Consider the following 20,041-nt stretch of genomic DNA (forward strand, 5'->3'; position numbering starts at 1 on the left):
AAAAACAAGGTTTTGTTAGACAAAAAATATGACTTATCATCGTGTTGATCTGTTTAGATATTGACTTGATAGTTAAGTCGTAAGTCATCTGCATTTTCACCACGGATTCCCCAATTTGATTTTGGGGTTTCAAAAATTGTAATTTCAATATCTTGTGGGGAAATACCGCATTGCTGCTGAATATTAGAAAAAATTGATTGAATGAATTGTTTTTTTGCCGAAGTTGTTCGCCCCTCAAACATTGAAATTTCAATAATCAAATATTGTTCACTGCGATCATTTGGATATATAAAATCTTCTGGGGCTAAAGCAATAAAGCGCTGAAATTTTTTTTCTACAGGATAATCGAGGCTTGTGACCAGTGCTTGGTGAATAGCATCTGACAATTGAGTTCTAAATTGTTGAATCGTTTGATATAGTGCATAAATTTTGATTTGAGACATAAATAAGTTATTCCAAAATTAAGATTAGAAATTTTGATTCACATGATATTTTTATTTCACCACTTTAAATGATATTGGCATTAAATCAATTCTTTAGAACGCAGATTGTTCTATGGAATAAATAAGTAACAACGATTGAGTATTGTTGCTGAATTGACTAGCATACTGCACAAATGTTCCATTGGCGATTTGATATGTTTAGTACAAAAACTCATGTAGCGACAATAATGTTGTTTAGCAGCCTTTTATTGACTGCATGTGATCATTCAAGCAATCAGCCAGAAAAAAAAGTGGAAATTAAAGCAGCACCCAAACTTAATAATGATGCAACAAGTTACGCACAAGCTGCTTGGAAGCTGATTAATGAAATTGATTCAATTGTCTACAATAAACAATCTGCTGAGATCGAAGATAAAGTCAGAAAACCATTACGACAACTCAGTACCGATTGGCGAATTAATGTCAAAATGACGGATTCTGTGACTGAAGGAAAATATGCGCTATGCCGTAAAGCATTGACTAGTCTGGATACTTGGGCAAGAGATGTTAAAGAGAATGTGAGTTCGTCAACGCAAAAGCAAGCGGATTACGAACGAGACAAGGCACAGTGTAAAGATGCAATTGATAATCCAGCTTTAGGCAATACCTCACCTAAATAAAAAAGCGAGATGATGAATCTCGCTTCAGCTGGTTAAAGCTATTATGCGTTCGCCGTAACACTTTATTACTTTAGATAACCGACAGCAGCGACTTTCTTTAACTTTTCAATATCAATCACCTCAATTTTTTTAAAACCAAGTTGTATGATTCCTTGTTTTTCAAATAGATTTAATTCTTGATTAACAGTTTGTCTTGAGATTGTTAGCATGTTGGCAAGTTGATCTTGTGAAATTTGAATATTGAAATCTTGGATACAAGCGCGATTGCCATAGCCTTCAAGAATAAATAATAAACGTTGTGCAAGACGCTGGCTGATACTTTGAGTCTGAATTGCAATTTGTTCTAAAAAAACATAACGGAGTTTTTGACTGCTAAGCAAAGCAAAGTAATACCAGTAATAGGGATTTTGCAGTAGAAATGCTTTAAGTGGTTGTGCTGGAATTTGTAAAATGACACTTTTCTTTAATGCAATAGCATCATGAGAGCGTGGTTGCTGGTCAATAAGAGAAATTTCACCAAACCACATGATGGGTTCAGCAATTGCAGCAATCGCTTCATTCCCATTCACATCGATGTATCCCAAACTAATCGATCCTTCAAGCACACCATAAACACCATCAAAAAGGTCTTGAGCATGAAATACGGCAGCATTTTTTTCTATGCTATATTTTTTTCCATGCTCGATGATGAAGTTTTGAAATGGTAAATCTAGGTGACTGAACCAAGCATTTTGATGTAAATGTTTAATATAAATTGCATCTAGCACAACATTTCCTTTGTTAAAAATAAATCCATTTGTCAGCTATATGACAATTTCACATACTCATTTCTTATAGATTAACAGCATAAACTAAATATATGAGGAATGAGCAATGACAAATTTGGAACGACAACTCAGTCAGTATGCTGCTTACCATTTAGATCGAAATAATATTATGACTCATTTTGTAGGCATTCCTTTAATCGTTTTCTCTATCTTATGCTTAACTGCACGAGCTGGTATTGAAATCTCTGGTTTCTCTATAACCTTAGCTATGATACTGATTGCTTTAAGTAGTATTTATTATCTTACACTTGATAAGTTGTTTGGTGCATTGATGCTGATTTTATTGGTGTTGGCTTACCCTCTAACTTTAAAAGTTGCGGCTTTATCCATGTGGAGTTGGTTAGGTGCAAGTGTTGGTATTTTTGTTGTAGGCTGGGTTTTTCAGTTTGTAGGACATTATTTTGAAAAGAAAAAACCAGCATTTGTTGATGATCTGATTGGTTTGGCAATTGGCCCATTGTTCGTTTTAGCTGAGTTTGTATTCTTACTAGGTTACCGTAAACCATTACATCAACGTATTTTGAAAGAAGCTGAAAGCAAACGTGCCGCGATGGATATGAAGGTCCAAACAGCATCTTAAGCCCAGATAATTTTAAAAGAGCCGAGATCATTTAGATTTCGGTTTATTTATTGCAATAAATAGATCATTTAAAAATGTGCCATCTGCTTGTTATGCTGATTGGTCTTTAACTCAAGATCTATATTTAAAAGCAAATGACAGGACTTTACGAATATTGGTCATTACCACACAAGTTAAGCATTAAATGCCCATCATGTCAGCACAAAGCGAATTTTGAATTTGCTCGATTTGCCAAGATTCAACTCAAAAAAGACATCGATTATTTTCAGCAGCATCCAGATTTTGAATATCAGCGTTTTCAGGATAGTTGTGGTGGTTATTGGAATGCTGCTTTTTACTATCCTAATTTATCGGTTGATTTGCAGCAGATCCGCGATTTACCTGAGACTTATGATCTACAAAAATGGTCTGCTCCTTACTCTTCAATGAATAAAGGAGGAGTAGTGTGTGAATCTTGTGATTGTCGTCAAAAACATGAACTGAATTGGCCGAATGATGCCTATTATGTGGTGATGTATAAACAACAAGCGCTATGGGCATTTCATCGTGAAGCGGCGATAGATCTCTATGATTATTTAAAAGAAGATTTACGTGATCATAAAAAATATCGCCACTCTTTCTTTTTGTTGCATATCCCGACGATTTTTAAACAGAAGAAGGCTAGAGTGCATGTGACCAAACAATTACAGAAATTATTAAAAAATCAGTAAGATGGGATGACCGATTTTTAATGTCATTTTAGGCGTAGAGTGCAACAAATTCCTTGATGATTTGAACAATCAGTTGAGGTTTTTCTCGATGGGGAACATGCCCACACGCTTCAATCAAATGTAATTCTGCATCCGTATATTTAGCTAATCGCTCAGGTTGCGCTAAGCTGCCATATTCATCATTGTGACCATGAATGGCGAGCAATTTTGTTTGTAATGCTTTGAGGTCATTGTCCAGAGTCCAATTGCGAAATGCAGGTGAAAGCCATGTTTCGGTCCAAGCATCCAAAACCCATTGTGCTTTTTCTGCATGATATTTTTTGAGTTTTTGCAATTGTTCAGGCTGTTGGAACATCTGTTTTGCATCAGAAACGCCATCTAAGGTCTTTTGTTCAATATATGCCTGAGCCGCTTCCGTAATCACTGCAACACATTTGAATGGATATTGTGCTGCAAAGCTGACCGCCATGCCACCACCAACACTATGACCTAGCGCAATCACTTGTGAGATTTCAAGCTGATCTAAAAGTTCAGCAGCAACAAGAGCTTCTTGTTGGATAAAATCGGTAGAGAGTTGTGTGTCGCTTGCATCAGATTGTCCAAAGCCGTGACGATCATAGGCAATAATCATGCGATTGGTTTCGATGCAAAGTTGTTCAGGAAAATCTCGCCATAGTTGCACGCAGCCTAAAGAGTCATGGAATAATAGAATCGGAATTTGTTTACTTGGCTCAGTCTGTTGTGGTTGCCATATCTTTACAAAGAGATTGCCTTCAAGGGATGAGATGTTTTTTTTAACGGTTTCACAGTGTCGCATGGCAAGATAATCCAAATGTATAAATTGAATATCAGAATAGTTAAAAACCATTGTGTAATATAGATATAATCATGACGATAAATAGTCTGATCGTGCCATATTGAAATGAAAAGAGTTGCAATTGTTGCTTATGACGGATGTTGGGCAATGAGCCTGATGATGGTTAAGGATTTTTTTCATGTCGTGGCTTTGTTGGAAGCGCGACAGGGGCAGGTTGCAACATACCAAGTTGAAATTCTAAGTATCGATGGATTAGCGAAACAGAGTGCAAGTGGAACACAGATCGATGTCAATGGGCATATCATGCTAGATCGCATTTATGATTTGGTGATTATTCCTAGTTTTGAGGGGAAGCAGTTAGCAACATTAACATTACAAAGCCATGATTTAGTGCTGTGGATTAGACGTTTAATACAACAGCAGATTGCTATTTTAGCGGTTACAACGGGTGTTTATTTTATTGCAGCAACTAAACTTGCTGATCACATCCTGTTAGCAACCCATTGGGCTTTTATTCGTGAGCTAAATGGTTTATTTCCTAGCTGTTCATTTACTAAAAATCGAAATTATCTATACGCAGGATCGATCTATAGTACAGGGACATTAATGGGTACATTTGATGCTTTACTGGGCATTGTTGCACAGCATAAAGGGGATTATTTTGCACAATTGTGTGCAAGCCATTTATTGATGACCTCACCGCAATTACTAAATCCTGTATTACCGATGTATCGTAATCATTGTGATGAAGCCGTATTGCAAGTACAAGATTGGCTAGATGAACATTGTGCTGAGGAAAACAAGATTGCCGATCTGGCCCAGCAATTTAATTTTAGTGAGCGGAATTTGAAACGGCGTTTTCAATTGGCGACGCAGATTTCTCCCAATCAATATTTGCAACAGGTGAGAGTTGATAAAGCCAAGAAGTTATTATTAACCACAGATATGAAGATTCAGCAAATTGCTTATGAAGTGGGCTATGAAAATGTAAGTTTTTTTATTCGAATATTTAAAAAGGTCACAGCTTGTACACCAACGCAATGGGTCAAATAAATGATTGAATCGTGGTTTGTGATTTACCTAAAGATTTTGATTGATACATGAGCTGATCTGCCGTCTTGGTTGCATCTTCAAGGTTTTCTGGTAATTCGGATAAAATGGCTAAACCCATACTAAAATCGACGCCATATTTTTGATTTAAGCCACTTTCTGCAAATAATGTTCGCAAGTGATGATCACAAAGATATGCTTGGGTTTCATCAATATCTAATAAAATAATTGCGAATTCATCACCGCCTAAACGGGCAACAATGTCTGAAGAACGACATGATTTTTTTAGAATTTGTGAAAATTGTAATAAAACTTCATCACCACGATGATGCCCATGAGTATCATTCACTGCTTTAAAACCATCGAGATCAATAATTCCAACAGCGAACAGCGACTGTTTACGAAAATTTAATTTACGCAAAATACGATATTCAATATCGAGAGCACGGCTATTATCGAGAGAGGTGAGCTGATCTTTCATTGCTAATTTTTTCATTTCTTGCCAGTTTTTTCGAACATGGATCAGCAAAAATGCAACAATTGAAAAAAAACCTAAACGAACGAAAGCATTCCAAAGAGGGATAAATGTATTGGAATAATGATGACCAGCATGAATGTCTGCAATCAACCAAGTCATGCCTGACAGCATAATGGTCAGCACAGTGATCTTAAATTGGTCGTACCATGCTGCAATTGAAACAGGCAGTAGATAGAACACCGAGAACGAATACTCATAACCTGTTGCCAAGTCAATCATACCAAGCACAGCAGTGATGAGCAGAATCAACAACCGCCGTATCATTGGATTATGTGCGAATAATCGTTCTAATGTTCTTTCCATAGTGTCTTTATGTTGAAATAATTACACGTTAAAACGGAAGTGTAATACATCGCCGTCTTGTACGACATAAGTTTTACCTTCTAAACGCCATTTACCTGCTTCTTTGGCACCGCTTTCACCGTTGTATTGAATGAAGTCATCATAAGCAACACATTCAGCACGGATAAAGCCTTTTTCGAAGTCGGTATGAATCACACCCGCTGCTTGTGGCGCAGTCGCACCGACTTTAACCGTCCACGCACGAACTTCTTGTACGCCCGCAGTGAAGTAAGTCTGTAAGCCAAGTAAGCTATAACCTGCACGAATCACCACGTTTAAGCCTGGTTCTTCCATACCCATCGCTTCCAGAAATTCAGCACGGTCTTCATCTTCTAATAATGAAATTTCAGCTTCGATCTGGTTGCAAAGGGGTACAACAATCGCATTTTCTTCAGCAGCCAGTTTTTTTACTGCATCAAGATGTGGGTTATTTTCAAAACCGTCTTCTGCCACGTTGGCAATGTACATAGTTGGTTTAAGCGTCATTAAACCGAAACCGCGTACCGCTTTACGTTCATCATCCGAAAGGTCAGCCGCACGTGCTGGTTTGCCTTCATCGAGTAAAGGTTGAATTTTTTCTAAAGCTGCTTTAGTGGCAATCGCATCTTTATCGCCACCTTTTGCCGCTTTAGTTAAACGTAACAAAGCTTTTGCAACGGTATCAAGGTCAGCAAGCGCAAGTTCAGTATTGATGGTTGCGATGTCATCTAATGGGTCAATTTTACCATTTACGTGAATCACGTTTTCATCTTCAAAACAACGAACTACATGAGCAATGGCATCTGTTTCACGGATATTGGCAAGGAATTGGTTACCCAAGCCTTCACCTTTAGATGCACCAGCAACTAAACCTGCGATATCAACAAATTCCATCGTAGTTGGAATAACACGTTGAGGTTTAACAATCGCTGTAAGTTTATCTAGGCGTGGATCTGGAACAGGGACAATGCCTGTATTCGGTTCAATGGTACAGAACGGAAAGTTTTCAGCTGCAATCGCTGCCTTTGTTAATGCATTGAACAATGTAGATTTACCTACGTTTGGCAGACCAACAATACCGCAATTAAAACCCATGAAACCACTCACAAATGTGTTATTTAAAAATTGCTGATGATTTTACATGAAAGCCATGACAAAGTCAGGTCATGGCTGTAATGAAAACTTGATCTTGCCCAAATTACAGGAGATAGGAAAAAAACGACATTGTAATCATTCATTTTTACTTCTAAAGTAGAGCAAACCTTAGGTTTGATCGAGTAGAAAAATAAATTTGGAGAGTTTATGCGGGTTTTATACCAATTTCCTTTGTCTCATTATTGTGAAAAAGCTCGCTGGTTGTTAGATCATAAGGAATTGGACTATGTGGCACATAATTTAATTCCTGGTTTTCACCGAGCATTTACCTATCTCAAATCTGGGCAATATCTATTGCCGATGTTGAAAGATGATAAACGCTGGGTTGCTGATTCAACACAAATCGCTTTATATCTTGATAGTACTTATCCTGAACATGCATTATTAAGACGTGATGAACAGTTACGTGAGCAAGCTTTAGAAATTGATAAATTATCAGGTGAGCTGGGTGTGCATGTCCGACGTTGGTCATTGGCGCAAGCGTTATCTGTTGGCGATCATCCACTCGAAATTATGATGGGTGAGCAAGGCTATTTACGTCAGTTTGAAAAAATTTCTAAACCAATTTTAAAGAGTTTAGTTTCTTCAAACTATAAGTTAAATCCTCAGAAAGTCGCAAAATCTAAAGTGAGAATGACTGAGCTGATTACCGACGTCAATCAACGCTTGATTGATAATCAAGGGCGTTATTTGGTTGGCGATCGTCTAGGTTTAGCAGATATAGCAGTTTGTTCAATTCTTGCGCCTTTACTCGTGATTAAGGGTACGCCGTGGGAATTGGAAAATGATGATATTGAACAATTCACGGGTGAATTGAAGGAATATCATGACTATTTATTAGATTTACCGCTTGGACAATATGCACAGCGTATTTATGCGACTGAACGTAATGCACGGGTTGATTGGCGCGGTTTATAAGATTTGTTGATGAATAAAGCCCTGATTGAAAATAATCGGGGCTTTTTTATGCGAAAGAAAAGAGCAAAATAGTCAATAAAGTAAAAAATTATCGGTGAATAAAATTAATTATTAAAAGAAAATTCGTTATAAATAGAAAATATTAGAAATTATTGCCAAATTTACTTTAAAAAAACTGAAAAGAGGGAAATAATTATAAAAAGTCTTTGCTATCTTATGTTTCAGGGTGTGATGGGGATCGAAACGAGTTGTTCACTATTGGGAGATGAGTTGAACAGTTGCTCAAAAGGTCTTGTTTCGGCTTTGAGACAAAGATAAACCAAAAGTTTATCGGAATCATGTTTGCGTTATCCATGCAGCATCGTCAAAAGTTAAACGAATGTTTTCCCTTGACCCTTAAAAATTACTGAGTGAGCAGTTCCGATAGAAGCATAAATTCAGAGTGAGAACTGTAGAATGGAATTGGATCGTTTTGATAAACAAATTCTTGAAATTTTGACCCATGAAGATGTCAATCTAAATGAGCTTTCAGAGCGTATTAATCTCTCGGTGAGTTCGGTGCATCGACGCATTAAAAACCTGATTGAATCCCAAGTGATGGGACAGCTCAAACGAGAAATTAATTTTAATAAGCTCGGTTTTAGTTTACATATACTTTTACAGGTTTCTTTGAGCAAACATGACAGTGAAACCTTTGATAAATTTCTACAAGAAATTGAAGATATTCCTGAAGTCACCAATGCCTTTTTAGTGACAGGGCAGAGCGCCGATTTTATTTTGGAATTGGTGGCTCGTAATATGGATGACTATAGTGAAATTCTATTACGCCGTATTGGTAAAATTGACAGCGTCGTTGCGCTACATTCTAGTTTCGTGATCAAAGAATACAACGTATTTAACTGCTATAAACTGTTAAATAAGTTATAAAAAATGCATCTAAAAAGATGCATTTTTTACTGATCTGAATGAATTAAGCATCAAGTTGCGCTAATACATCTTCAGAGAATTCAACATTGGTATAAACGTTTTGAACATCATCAAGATCTTCAAGCATATCAATCATTTTCATGATTTGTTTGGCTTGATCAATATCATTGATTTCAGCTTTAGTTGATGGGCTCATCACAACTTCAGCATTATCAGATTTTAGACCTGCTGCTGTAAGTGCATCCTGAACATCACCAAAGCTCTCTGGACTGGTGATTACCAAGATACTATCTTCATCGATCTCGATATCATCAGCACCCGCTTCTAAAGCGACTTCCATGATTTTGTCTTCTAAAGAAACATCTTCAAAAGAAATTTCGCCACGTTTTGTGAACAGGTAAGCCACCGAACCGTTGGTTCCCAAGTTACCATTGGTTTTAGAAAAACAATGGCGAACATCTGGAACAGTACGGTTTAAGTTATCAGTCATGGTTTCAACGATAACTGCAACACCACCAACACCATAACCTTCATAGGTTACTTCTTTTAAATCATCATTATCTTCGCCACCAGCACCACGTTGGATCGCACGGTTGATGGTGTCACGTGTCATATTCACAGAAAGTGCTTTTTCAACAACAGCACGTAAACGAGGGTTACTCGCCGCATCTGGGCCGCCCAATCTAGAAGCGGTTACGATTTCACGGATATATTTGGTAAAAACTTTACCGCGACTTGCATCTTGTTTAGCTTTACGATGCTTAATATTGGCCCATTTAGAATGACCCGCCATGGAAGTAACTCCAAAAAATTAAAACTCAAAAAAGTGCGTGAATATTAGCATAGCGATAGTTTTCTTGAAAACTGCCATAGCTCATATTCAAAATTTAAAATTTTGATTAAGCATCAAAAAATGATCAGATGGTTCAGACGATTTAGTTAATTTTTACATCAATATCATATTCGGTATATAGTGCTTTGATTTTTTCTAAATCTTGTTGCAGATCAGTAGGGTGAATTTTACCTAAAATGCCACCTTGTTTAGTTCGGGCATTTGCATACATCAAGATGATCGGTACGTTGGCTGCTTTTGCAATATGCCAAAAACCAGTGCGAATGGGTTTTCGCGCTTCACCATCTTTTGCTCGTGTCGCTTCAGGAGCTATAACCAAATTAAAATTATCATTTTGATTAAATAGATCAACCATTTGAGTCACGATATCTTTGTTGGCTTTGCGATCAACAGGAATACCACCAAGTTTTTCTAAAATAGGCTTGAGAGGGCCTTTGAATAGTTCTTTTTTTATCAGTGTATGTATTTTTAATTCTAAAATTTCAAATAAAGCCAGAGAAAGGATGGTATCTAGGTTTGATGTATGCTCGAATCCAATAATAACTTGTTTTTTTTCTAGAAGTTTTGGATCAACATTGTATTGCCAACCTGTTGCTTTAAAAATAGATTTTCCTAAAAATTTTTTCATGTTTATCATCATAGGCTTTGAGTTGCAGCAGTGTAATACGACTTTTTAGGAAAACATATATCCGACAAGACCATATCGAAATAAATTTAGATGTCTTATTAATGATCAAAATAGTGCAATATCATCTTTACTCAAGCTGTAAAGATCATATAGAATCAGCTCACTTTATGATTTTTAACACTATTTTAGTAATTTGATAAAATCATATGCTTGTAATTTAAGTTAAATTTAACTAAGATTAAGTCGCATTTTTCATATCAAATATATGATCAAAGTTTAGGGCCTATAGCTCAGTTGGTTAGAGCAGCGGACTCATAATTCAAAAGTTACAAAAAATACCTCGCAACAATAGACAATAACAAACAATAATTCGCAATAAAATTCCTATCTAAGTAATTAATTTAAATCACTATATTTTAAAAATTGCACTAATTCGCAATAATATACACTAATTCGCAATAATCTAAATGCCTACAAATTGCCTACAAGTTTTTTTTGTAGACTGCCTACAAAACGCCTACACGCCTACAAAGAAAAAAGCCGCTAAATGTAAGCGGCTGATGATGTACTTTCATGGAACTGTTTGGAGAAATAATCTATGGCATCTTGCTTCTTATAAAGGATGGTACGTCCTTCTTTGCTGAATGGGATTCCTCCACCAGCGCAACGTTTTAGCTGAAACCAGGATAAAGATTTTTTGTACACAATAGCCAAAACTTCAGGGGTGAAAGTTGCATCTTTTGGAGCAGCCCAATACTTAATTGCCTCTGCTGCTTTTTCTTCCGAAGTCATTTGATCTAATTTGGTTAGTCGAGCCATCTCATTCCTCCTTTACTATAGCTGCTATATTAGAGGGGTAGTAACACAATGGATTTCCACAGTTCCTAATAGCATTATTTAGCGATTCAAATGCTGCTGCGATATCGTCTGGCACATTTATTCCATCTGGTAAATGCTCATCATAGAAATCTTCTGGATCTATTTCATAAGCCATTTGTGGTTCACAAATAACAAGCATTAATTCTTGTGCTGATTCACCAGTTTCCTGCAAAACGTCAAAAACAGATTTTTTATCAAAAAACCATTGGTCCAATGTCATAGAATATAATGGTTCATCTTTCCATTGTTGCGTAGGGAATGATGCGTATTTTTCCTTGTTTTCATAAGGAACACATTCTTCGCAATAACTTTGTTTACGATACAAATGTCCGCGCTTGCATAAACTATGAGTAGAACCATCGTATCTTGCAATTCGCTCATCAAGATAAATATGTCCTGTTTTTGATTGCCAAGCAGTCACATTAATTGGCCACGCTGCTTCGCTTGAGTCAGGAAGAATTATTTTCTCATCAATTTCATTTTTAGAATTAATCATAATTCCTCCGTATCTGCTTTCGGTTCTAAAACTACACCATCAAAAGTTCCGTCCCCACCACAGTTTAAGCAATGAGTATAAACACCAAGCCCATCGCCATCTGGGCTAAAGTTTTCAGGTAATGGCGCATCTAAAAATTCTGTACCACCAATTGGTTTTGTATGAATATGAGGGCCAAGTCCGAAATAAGGAAAAATACATTCTCCATTTCCATCATCACAATGGTCACAAGTTTTAATTTTCTGATTACTCATTTCCGTCCCTCGCTGCTTTTGGCTCATATTCTTCATCAAAAATTCTATTTAGAAATTCATTGATGAATGGCGAACCAATGCGCTCTTGTTCTGTTTCTTCACCGCAGCATAGAGTATGAAGATCATCTTCGCTTAATTTAGACAGCTCTGTTTCAGCCAACATTAATTCATTGCTGTCTAAAGTCATCAACCATTGATTTAATAATTCAACTTTTACACCGTATGGCTCATGACGATTAATCATGCCATTGTCACACCAGATTTCTGTAGCTGCTTCTAAAATATTTGGGAAACATTCAGCCAAACGTTGACTAATAAACATTTCTAGTTCATCTGGTAGAACAAGCAAATGATCAGGGTATTCTTCAGGGCTTGATCTATCTGAAAGTTCACAAATATCACGAATAATTAATTCGATTTTGTCTAATAAATTACTCATCATTACCACCCAATTTAATCGAACCTTCTTCTGGGTATTCGGTGTAAAAAGCATAGTAGCCTTTACCACTATGACCGTTTTCCCATAGCTCAATAGTCATTTCAGTCGTTAGTTGCTGCTGAATATCATCGCAATTTGCATCTTCATTGGCATAATCTGGTGCGCCATAATGCAAAACTTCAAGTAAATCATTGCAACTGAGTGTGACACTTAATTTCGGTCTAGCTTGAGTTGCTTTTATTTCATCTAACCCATGAATATATGCATCACGTAGGTCAGGCGGAATTGATGATGTATTAATGGTTAAAAACAATTGATTCGCAGCATCTGCTACTGCTACGTTGAACGTATGGAACATGGATTTCCATGCATGGATAATTTTCACATCAATATGTTCTTTACCAATTTCGGATTTGATAGCTTGTAAAGCCCCAAGCATCATTTCTTTGGTTGGTTCATATGGCATAAGTGAATAAGCTGAATTTTCAAAATTTGTAGGCCACTTATGGAAATGCATAAATGCACAATAATTAGCTACATCTATTGGATCGCCTTTATCGAGGTGGCGATATAGTTCAACTTTACATGCAGTTTCCCAATCTGAATTTTTCCAATTGTCGTTATATCCATATTTCTCTTGAGCTTTATGTAATTTAACTTTCATTTGACGCGCAAAGTTATCAATTAGCTCATTTGTATCTGGGCTCAAATTAGATATATTGGCTTCATCTTGATACTTAGAAACAAGACTAGTAATAAAATCAGCAAGCTCATTTGCATCAATAATTGGCAAATCAGGATGTGCATCTTCAACAGCAAATGACTTAACAGCAATCCAAGACTGGATTTCGTTAGCAAAATTAAGATCAAGCATCACCATTCTCCAAAAACGTTGTGTCATTCCACCATTTCGGATTTGATTTTAAATACTCAGCATGTTCAGCTTCAGTACCGTTCCATTCTTCAAGTGTTACAGCATCAGCAATAGATTGACCAACGGTAGGGAATTGCTTCAATGCCTCCTTTTTTAGCCTGTGTACTAATTGCTTTCCAATTTTCTGGGAAGGGACAGGGTGTAAAATTGGTGGTGAATCTGGTTCTTCAGGAATATTTACACTCCAAAGCTTTGCCTTGATCAAAGCTTTATTTTCATCAAAGAACTTTGTCACTTCATCCACTGTAGTTGCTGTAATTGATTTATCACCGATATAACATTCAACACAGTCATTAACCGCATTGATGTATTTAATCGCTAATTCTGCATCGTCATAACGTTTTAATGGCTTTGAAAACCATTCTTCTGTTATTTCTAATTGATCTGCATGAGCGTCTTTAGAACCATTCCAGACGGTTGGATAAATCCAACTTGCTCCATCACTAAATGGTGAATAGTCATCTGAAAATCTTGGATTAAAAATAAAGTCTTTTCTCAGACGTTGTGCAGCTTTAAATGCTAATTCTGCGGTTGCAGCTGGTAACAGTGATACTTCATCTTCATGACTATCTGAGATAGCTACACAAAATAGTTCTGCATCTGGATTGTTACTTCTAGGCATCAAAATAGCATTTACATTTTCAAAATCACTAAATGTAAAATTAATATTTGCTGCTTTGGCTAATCCTGTTGGTTTCAAATTATGGCAACAAATACTGCCTAGTAAGCCTGAAATTTCCTCAAGCTTTTTTATGTAATCCCCACCAAAACGAACAAAGCCTTTGTATTCGACATCGTTTGTAGGTAAAACTTTCTGCCAATCAATGTATGATTCACTTAAAAATATTTTGAAACCTTCATAAGCATTATGATGATTTGGGATTTCAATTAAACCTGTTTTGGTTTCGGCATCATATGAAATCTGGCAATTAGTCAAACCAGAATAACATTCAGTTTTATTTACAAAGCTTTGGGCATAAGCTTTAGGAATAATAAAAGAAATATCATTTTCAACATTATCCAATTTTGCATAAAAAAGGATGCACCCATCGGTTGCAACAATATGTCCTTTGTTGATTGCGATTGCATCTAAATTTCTGAAATCCCATTCATCTTCATCTTTTGATGCAATTAAAGCAGCTCGAAGGAGGGCAAGGGGAACAAGTATTTTATTATCCATTAGAAATTTCCCTCATTCAAAATACCATGTGTGTATAACTTTTTGCGAAGAGTACCGCGGTTTAGACCTAATCGAAGTGCTACCCGTGTTTGATTACCCCGTTCTTGAATTAGTAATTCTTCAATAAGTGGCTTTTCGAAAACTTGCACAACTTCGTTATAGATATTGCTATCTTTAGACTCGATAATTGAGCGAACAATCGCTTTGACTTGTTGTTCGGTGTAAATAGGCAAATTAACTTTTGTATTCATTTACTTTTCCAATATTTGAGACAGCTTTAGAGAAGGGCACCAAAATTTAGGCTTGGCCCCATCGCTCATGAGTTTTTTTGTTTTTACATGCTGCAACGATGGCTTTTTCGAAAGTAGTGCCTTTAAAACGGTTATATGCAGCATCTAAAACGGAAGTATCAGTAGCTTTGTTAATTGCTGAAATTACATCATTAAAAAGCTGGTTTTCAGTGCGCTTAGGCTTGGATTCACTCACATTTTGTTGAACGTCTTTAGTTTCTTTAACTACAGTGGCCTGTTGCTGGTGAGCTTGCTGATTTGAATTTACAGTCTGAGAATTACTGTAATAATGGTCAAAAGCTCTTTGCTGATAACCTGGTGCATTCCAGTATCCAGCATGAATATCGCCAGCAAACCCCAGTAGACTTAAAGCTTTAACAGTTGCATTGGTTTTTGACTTCTTAATCGCGTCTTCGTCATAAACCAGTCCAGTGCTTGCTTTATATAAAGCCTTTGAACCAGCAGTTTGATCAAAACAGCACTTTTGACCATCTTTCATGTACCAGAGCGTGATTACTATCCAATGGTGTATAGTCACATCATCAATTTTTTGGAATCCATGATCTTTTACATCTACGCCCCAACCGTGACCAATAGGTCCGAAGGTCTCAGTAGCTCTTTGAATTAACCAATAAGCTTTTGGTGAAGTTCCTTTATATGGTTTACCTACAATATCTTTGGTTTGTGTCGGATCAGTAATACAAACTGAATGCCATAAATCCATGTTTTGGTTGTTACCATTTCCCATGATCACAACCTCCTAACCTAAAATCGTGCGTTGTTTAGGGTCACTTTCGAAAAAACCTTTTTCATCAAGATATTTAGTACGACGTACTAACTCTTTTGCTTGTCTAGCTTTATATAGATGAGGTGTGACTTTTTCGGACGGTGTAATAGCAATTAATTGACCATTCCGTTCGACATAAAAATCGAAGCCGTTAAGATAAGTTCCCCAAGTCAAATATTTGGTTAAACCAATAGGCAATTTAGAATCAGGATTGCGCTTAAGTACATACACAGAGTAATTCTCGAATCCCACGCGATAACGTTCATTACCATCACCATCGTTATTTAAGTATTCGCAGAAATACTTTGAAGATTTTTCCTTATGCTTTTGAGTCTCATAAGTTTTCATTGAAAAGCGAAACTTAAGACAACCGCTAAAAATATCTGCAATTGAAATTGGGCAATTCTTTTCTATGAAGGTCCAGTCTTTTGTATCAACTTCTGCATATTCAATACCGATGCCTTTGCTTAAAGATTCAAGCATTTGAGCAGGGCTAATCGTTTGATTGAAAGCTTCGAATGGATCTTGATTTGGGTGTTGGGCTGCTGTAGACATTAGCGAACCTCCACCAATTTATTAGATTCAATAAAGTTTTTAATTGCTTCGTTGATCTGTTTATGATCTTGGTAAATTGTGAAGTCATCCACGTATTCGCCGGTCACACTATTTTTAATTTTTCCGATATCCAAACGTGTAATAGTTACATCAGGATATTGGCTTTCAGTTACACCATAATCCCTTAATTTTGCTTCAAACTTGAATTCCACAGGAACAAGATAACCATCAAGATTAACTGTTCCGATACCAGTATCTTTTGACGTAATTGAAATATAGATTACGCCCAAGCTAGAAGGGCGTGTATCAGGGATAAATGTGGTTTCATCAGCTTTAGAGCTTACAGGTTGAGAAAATGCGATTGTGATTCCAGCAATCACTATTAACGCAATAACTGCTGAGATAAACATTACATTTGAGAAACTAAATGTAATATTGTTTTGAGATAGCTTTTGTTCCATAATGCTCTCGTTCCATAATTTTCTTGCTAATCGCAAAGAAGATTGACCTTAAGAATGCCCCGTCCTCTACCAAAATTTCGGGGCTTTCTTTTGTTTAAAATTTAAAGGTTATGCTTTAAATGTTCCGATACGAACTGGGTTGTCAGGTAACAATTCAATTACTTTTTCTTTGAAATCCTGAATGATTTCATTTTTCAATAATTCTTCACGGACAATTTGAATCGCAAAAACAGGATCTTGATCACCAGCATTTACGATTAGACGTAAACGGATTACTTTTTGGGTTAAACCAATGTAAGCGGGGTCTGTAACTTTGAAATATGCTGGCAGGGAATTTTCAGTAGCATTAATCTCAACTTGTTCAAGTTTAGAACGTGATTCACTAGTGTTATTAACTACTGAGTCAGATTTAACGCTACTACCAATTGTCATATTTCGAACAGCATGAATCGCTGCACCACTTGCAATTTGCTCATCATTTGCAGAGTAAGCAATAATTACATCTGCCCAATCTTCAAGTAAAACAGCGAAAGATTTTTGATTTAACTTTTTGTCTTTTAACTCATTAAGCTTTTTCCAAAGAACTGTTGGTTCAAGTTCTAAGGTAGCCGTATAGTCGCAATGGCCTTGAGGCAGATTATCTTCATCAAAATTCAACACAGAAACAGCGGTGATATTTTTGTGATCGACAAAAATCGGTGCAGCGTCATGCTTATGAGGGGTGGTGTTATCCAAAACAAAACTTTTAAAATCAACAAATGAAGGGGTTTTAAAAGAACCACGAGCGCGATTACGACCACCTTGATATTCTTCAGTATCATGGATATTGAAGTTTTGGTGCAAAGCAATTAACGAACCACGGTCAAATTGTTTGAACGGAGAACATAATTCAACTACAGAAGCAACTTCGGTTTTTTCTAGTGACATGAGATTTAAAATCCTAGTAAGTACAGGGGGAGCTACGGTGAAGTATTAAACTTCGTCTTTAAAAAGGGATTCGGTGTGCTTGGCGAAAAGGGAAACGTCACCACCTAAATTGACGTGCATAGGTGTTTTTTCGTTGTGTTCTTCAACACGTTTGCCTTTTGCAAGAGGTTCATTAAATGAGAGTTTGCTTTCTACTTGGACTTGAGAGTCTGCAAGTTTGCTAACTTTAAGTTTGATATTGATTTCACCGACTTTGCCAGTTGAAACAACGCTATTTGCGACTTCTGTAATGGCTACGCCAAATTGTTTTGAAAATACACCAGCGCCAATATCTTCGATAAATTGCTGTGCATCGGTTGGTTTGTTTGACATTTTTCACCACCTAAATTTTAGGTTTTGTTGTTGGTGAAATGATTATTCAATATTGAATTATTTTAGTCAATAATTAATTATTCAAAAGTGAATTATTTTTTATTATTTTGTATTTTTAATTCATGGGCGAAAAAAAACCACTCAAATTGAGTGGCTTCATTTAGGTAAATTATTTCCAAGTATCAATTGTTGACCACCAGAATACCCATCCTAAAAGCTTAACTTCACTTTCCCATTTTTCAGCCGACATGATTTCATCTGGAAATTCATTTTTATCTGTATTGTCGCTTGATATGCGAACCGCTCCAAAGGGTAATCTATGTAATCGCTTAACTCTAAACATTCCACCATGATCAAAAGCAAATATTTTTCCATCTTTGATGGTTAGTTTGCTCTTATCAACTCCCAGTGCTGCACCATCTAAAATTGTATTTTCCATGCTTCTACCATGGTTTGTACCGCATGCTGCATTTTCTGGATCAACACCAGCGTTCTTCAAAGTTCTTTTACTGAATCTCAATTTTTTTGCCGTTTCTTCAATGACTTGTGTAGCACCGCTTCCTGCGGAAAATAAAACTTCTTTAAAATATGGTAGTTCAATTTCATCTGATTCTAATGGAGTGTTTGAGTCCCATAAGTTGAAGTCAGATAAATGTACATTATCTGTTTGTTCCGTGATACTAATCCCATGCTCAAGATCACCGAATTTCAAGTCTTTTAAATCCACATTGAAGAACTTTGCATACTTATCAAGAGTTTTATCTCTTATATCTGTACTTTCACCTTGTAAAATTCGCCGAGTAGTAGGTTGAGCTAACATACCATCCGAAGCTTCACTTAATGAATTAGCATTTAAATTTCGTTGAGCTAATAAATATTGCAAATTTTTCTGAACAGACATATTAGCAAATCCATAATTCATATTTCAGTGCCTATATTAATTATTCACATTAGAATAAGTCCAATTCATAAGAAATACAATATTGATTGACAATAATTCATAAATGAATAATATTATTCATTATAGCGTTAGGGAATGTCATAGATGAATGATGTCCAAAATTATGTAAATGAACTTATGACTGATGGTCGTTTGACACAACAAGAATTGGCTTCAAGGGTTTCAAAATTCTCCAATGTAAAAGTCACTCAGTCAGACATTTTTAGATTTAAAGAGGGAACTTTCAAGAGACCTACATTTGAAAAAGTAGATGCAGTAAGAAAATTCTATTTTGAAATTAAAAGAGAAAATACTACTGCCTCTAATCTTTAATTTTTGGGTCTTTTGGGAATTGTGTTGCTAGAAAAGGGAGAGGTTGAAAAACTATGAATCAAATTGCTTTTTCAGAACAAGCCAAGCAACAGACTTTAACCATGTCCACTCGGTTAGTTGCTGAGTTGACAGGCAAAGAACATTTTAATGTTAAGCGTGACTGTGACGTGATGTTTAAAGAGCTTCAAATAGATGCACTCAAATTTGAGGGTATCTATTTAGATAGTATGAATCGTCAACAAACTGAATATTTATTGCCTAAAGATTTGGTCGAGACATTAATCACAGGCTATAGCATCAAGTTGCGTTATCAAGTCATTCAGCGTTTACATGAATTGGAAAGCCAACTGCAACCTAGACCAACTATCCCACAAACATATTCTGAAGCTTTGCAATTAGCTGCAAATCAAGCACGTCAGTTAGAACTAGCAGCGCCTAAAGTCGAGTATTACGACAAGATCGTTGAGCGCTCAACACTGCTTAATGCTTCGCAGGTCGCTCAGAAAATAAAAATTTCAGCAGTAAAACTAAACAAGCTTTTAGACATTTTTGATGTTTATCACAAAGGCGTTAAACGTGCGCGTTTATTCCAACAGTGGTTTATCGATAAAGGTTTTGGAGAAGTGAAACAAACAGAGCTTGGCTTTTCACAGCCGATGTTCACAACAAAAGGAGAGGCTTGGGTAATCGAAAAATTAACCAGTGAAGGTTTGGTTTAACCGCCTCTTGTTGGAGCAAGAAGCGGTCAAAAATTTTATTCATTTCATT

The 20,041-nt window shown here is 36.3% G+C and carries 28 protein-coding genes; 8 read left to right on the top strand and 20 right to left on the bottom strand.

Annotation, left to right across the window (positions count from 1 at the left end):
- Positions 1-53 precede the first annotated feature (53 nt).
- Positions 54-443, bottom strand: a complete 390-nt coding sequence (locus CDG56_RS07225) for a tautomerase family protein (RefSeq protein ID WP_087547418.1) — start codon at positions 441-443, stop codon at positions 54-56.
- 194 nt (positions 444-637) lie between these two features.
- On the opposite strand from CDG56_RS07225, the gene CDG56_RS07230 reads away from it, so the two are divergent.
- Positions 638-1,102 carry a hypothetical protein gene (locus CDG56_RS07230; protein ID WP_205666493.1) on the top strand — a complete coding sequence of 155 codons (465 nt, stop codon included), beginning with the start codon at positions 638-640 and terminating at the stop codon, positions 1,100-1,102.
- A gap of 65 nt (positions 1,103-1,167) precedes the next feature.
- Here the strand turns inward: CDG56_RS07230 and CDG56_RS07235 are convergent, their stop codons facing one another.
- Positions 1,168-1,869 (bottom strand): Crp/Fnr family transcriptional regulator, encoded by a 702-nt coding sequence (locus CDG56_RS07235; protein WP_087547420.1) that lies wholly within the window; start codon positions 1,867-1,869, stop codon positions 1,168-1,170.
- A 106-nt stretch (positions 1,870-1,975) separates the two neighbouring features.
- Here CDG56_RS07235 and CDG56_RS07240 point away from each other — a divergent pair, with 106 nt between their 5' ends.
- Positions 1,976-2,509, top strand: coding sequence for a DUF962 domain-containing protein (locus tag CDG56_RS07240; protein WP_087547421.1), 534 nt, complete (start codon positions 1,976-1,978; stop codon positions 2,507-2,509).
- 134 nt (positions 2,510-2,643) lie between these two features.
- A complete protein-coding gene (locus tag CDG56_RS07245; protein WP_087545699.1) occupies positions 2,644-3,219 on the top strand; it encodes a hypothetical protein in 576 nt (191 codons plus the stop codon).
- 28 nt (positions 3,220-3,247) lie between these two features.
- On the opposite strand, the gene CDG56_RS07250 is transcribed toward CDG56_RS07245, so the two are convergent.
- Positions 3,248-4,036, bottom strand: coding sequence for an alpha/beta fold hydrolase (locus CDG56_RS07250; protein ID WP_087547422.1), 789 nt, complete (start codon positions 4,034-4,036; stop codon positions 3,248-3,250).
- Positions 4,037-4,183: 147 nt separating this feature from the next.
- Here CDG56_RS07250 and CDG56_RS07255 point away from each other — a divergent pair, with 147 nt between their 5' ends.
- A complete protein-coding gene (locus CDG56_RS07255; RefSeq protein WP_005160606.1) occupies positions 4,184-5,089 on the top strand; it encodes a GlxA family transcriptional regulator in 906 nt (301 codons plus the stop codon).
- On the opposite strand, the gene CDG56_RS07260 is transcribed toward CDG56_RS07255, so the two are convergent.
- A complete protein-coding gene (locus CDG56_RS07260; RefSeq protein WP_087545698.1) occupies positions 5,082-5,927 on the bottom strand; it encodes a GGDEF domain-containing protein in 846 nt (281 codons plus the stop codon). The genes CDG56_RS07255 and CDG56_RS07260 overlap by 8 nt on opposite strands.
- Positions 5,928-5,948: 21 nt before the next feature.
- Positions 5,949-7,040, bottom strand: coding sequence for a redox-regulated ATPase YchF (gene ychF, locus CDG56_RS07265; RefSeq protein ID WP_004661588.1), 1,092 nt, complete (start codon positions 7,038-7,040; stop codon positions 5,949-5,951).
- Positions 7,041-7,247: 207 nt separating this feature from the next.
- Between ychF and CDG56_RS07270 the strand changes: the two genes are divergently transcribed.
- Together CDG56_RS07270 and CDG56_RS07275 are read left to right on the top strand one after the other, a co-directional pair.
- Complete coding sequence (locus CDG56_RS07270) at positions 7,248-8,018, top strand: glutathione S-transferase family protein (protein ID WP_087547423.1); 771 nt, start codon at positions 7,248-7,250, stop codon at positions 8,016-8,018.
- A 456-nt stretch (positions 8,019-8,474) separates the two neighbouring features.
- Positions 8,475-8,945 (top strand): Lrp/AsnC family transcriptional regulator, encoded by a 471-nt coding sequence (locus tag CDG56_RS07275; RefSeq protein ID WP_004661600.1) that lies wholly within the window; start codon positions 8,475-8,477, stop codon positions 8,943-8,945.
- A 43-nt stretch (positions 8,946-8,988) separates the two neighbouring features.
- Here the strand turns inward: CDG56_RS07275 and CDG56_RS07280 are convergent, their stop codons facing one another.
- From CDG56_RS07280 to CDG56_RS07350, 15 genes are all read right to left on the bottom strand, one after another.
- Positions 8,989-9,738, bottom strand: coding sequence for a YebC/PmpR family DNA-binding transcriptional regulator (locus CDG56_RS07280; RefSeq protein ID WP_005160602.1), 750 nt, complete (start codon positions 9,736-9,738; stop codon positions 8,989-8,991).
- 142 nt (positions 9,739-9,880) lie between these two features.
- Positions 9,881-10,426 carry a 1-acyl-sn-glycerol-3-phosphate acyltransferase gene (locus tag CDG56_RS07285; protein WP_413772784.1) on the bottom strand — a complete coding sequence of 182 codons (546 nt, stop codon included), beginning with the start codon at positions 10,424-10,426 and terminating at the stop codon, positions 9,881-9,883.
- Positions 10,427-10,969: 543 nt separating this feature from the next.
- Positions 10,970-11,245, bottom strand: coding sequence for a hypothetical protein (locus CDG56_RS07290; RefSeq protein ID WP_004661643.1), 276 nt, complete (start codon positions 11,243-11,245; stop codon positions 10,970-10,972).
- Between the two features lies 1 nt (position 11,246).
- Positions 11,247-11,801, bottom strand: a complete 555-nt coding sequence (locus CDG56_RS07295; RefSeq protein WP_087547425.1) for a hypothetical protein — start codon at positions 11,799-11,801, stop codon at positions 11,247-11,249.
- On the bottom strand, positions 11,798-12,055 hold the full coding sequence (locus CDG56_RS07300) for a hypothetical protein (protein WP_087547426.1): 258 nt from the start codon (positions 12,053-12,055) through the stop codon (positions 11,798-11,800). The genes CDG56_RS07295 and CDG56_RS07300 overlap by 4 nt, the downstream gene beginning before the upstream one ends.
- Positions 12,048-12,494 (bottom strand): hypothetical protein, encoded by a 447-nt coding sequence (locus CDG56_RS07305; RefSeq protein ID WP_087547427.1) that lies wholly within the window; start codon positions 12,492-12,494, stop codon positions 12,048-12,050. Before CDG56_RS07305 ends, CDG56_RS07300 begins: the two co-directional genes overlap by 8 nt.
- Complete coding sequence (locus tag CDG56_RS17270; protein WP_227519047.1) at positions 12,487-13,368, bottom strand: hypothetical protein; 882 nt, start codon at positions 13,366-13,368, stop codon at positions 12,487-12,489. The genes CDG56_RS07305 and CDG56_RS17270 overlap by 8 nt, the downstream gene beginning before the upstream one ends.
- Positions 13,361-14,608: a hypothetical protein gene (locus CDG56_RS17275; RefSeq protein ID WP_087547428.1), complete on the bottom strand. Its 1,248-nt coding sequence runs from the start codon at positions 14,606-14,608 to the stop codon at positions 13,361-13,363. The genes CDG56_RS17270 and CDG56_RS17275 overlap by 8 nt, the downstream gene beginning before the upstream one ends.
- Entirely contained in the window at positions 14,608-14,859 is a 252-nt protein-coding gene (locus tag CDG56_RS07320; RefSeq protein ID WP_087547429.1) for a helix-turn-helix domain-containing protein, read from the bottom strand. Before CDG56_RS07320 ends, CDG56_RS17275 begins: the two co-directional genes overlap by 1 nt.
- 46 nt (positions 14,860-14,905) lie before the next feature.
- Complete coding sequence (locus CDG56_RS07325; protein WP_087547430.1) at positions 14,906-15,646, bottom strand: hypothetical protein; 741 nt, start codon at positions 15,644-15,646, stop codon at positions 14,906-14,908.
- Positions 15,647-15,658: 12 nt separating this feature from the next.
- Positions 15,659-16,240 carry a hypothetical protein gene (locus tag CDG56_RS07330; protein WP_087547431.1) on the bottom strand — a complete coding sequence of 194 codons (582 nt, stop codon included), beginning with the start codon at positions 16,238-16,240 and terminating at the stop codon, positions 15,659-15,661.
- The gene (locus tag CDG56_RS07335) at positions 16,240-16,701 is read right to left on the bottom strand and encodes a hypothetical protein (RefSeq protein WP_087547432.1); all 462 of its coding nucleotides are present in this window, start codon (positions 16,699-16,701) and stop codon (positions 16,240-16,242) included. The genes CDG56_RS07330 and CDG56_RS07335 overlap by 1 nt, the downstream gene beginning before the upstream one ends.
- Positions 16,702-16,809: 108 nt before the next feature.
- Positions 16,810-17,628, bottom strand: coding sequence for a DUF2303 family protein (locus CDG56_RS07340; protein ID WP_087547433.1), 819 nt, complete (start codon positions 17,626-17,628; stop codon positions 16,810-16,812).
- 45 nt (positions 17,629-17,673) lie between these two features.
- Positions 17,674-18,000: a hypothetical protein gene (locus tag CDG56_RS07345; protein ID WP_004661656.1), complete on the bottom strand. Its 327-nt coding sequence runs from the start codon at positions 17,998-18,000 to the stop codon at positions 17,674-17,676.
- Positions 18,001-18,169: 169 nt separating this feature from the next.
- A complete protein-coding gene (locus tag CDG56_RS07350) occupies positions 18,170-18,901 on the bottom strand; it encodes a S24 family peptidase (RefSeq protein ID WP_171295123.1) in 732 nt (243 codons plus the stop codon).
- Between the two features lie 144 nt (positions 18,902-19,045).
- On the opposite strand from CDG56_RS07350, the gene CDG56_RS07355 reads away from it, so the two are divergent.
- Positions 19,046-19,273, top strand: coding sequence for a hypothetical protein (locus CDG56_RS07355; RefSeq protein WP_087547435.1), 228 nt, complete (start codon positions 19,046-19,048; stop codon positions 19,271-19,273).
- Between the two features lie 53 nt (positions 19,274-19,326).
- Positions 19,327-19,992, top strand: a complete 666-nt coding sequence (locus CDG56_RS07360) for a Rha family transcriptional regulator (protein WP_087547436.1) — start codon at positions 19,327-19,329, stop codon at positions 19,990-19,992.
- Positions 19,993-20,041: the final 49 nt, after the last annotated feature.

The organism is Acinetobacter sp. WCHA39, assembly GCF_002165385.1.
In the GTDB taxonomy this organism is placed as follows: domain Bacteria; phylum Pseudomonadota; class Gammaproteobacteria; order Pseudomonadales; family Moraxellaceae; genus Acinetobacter.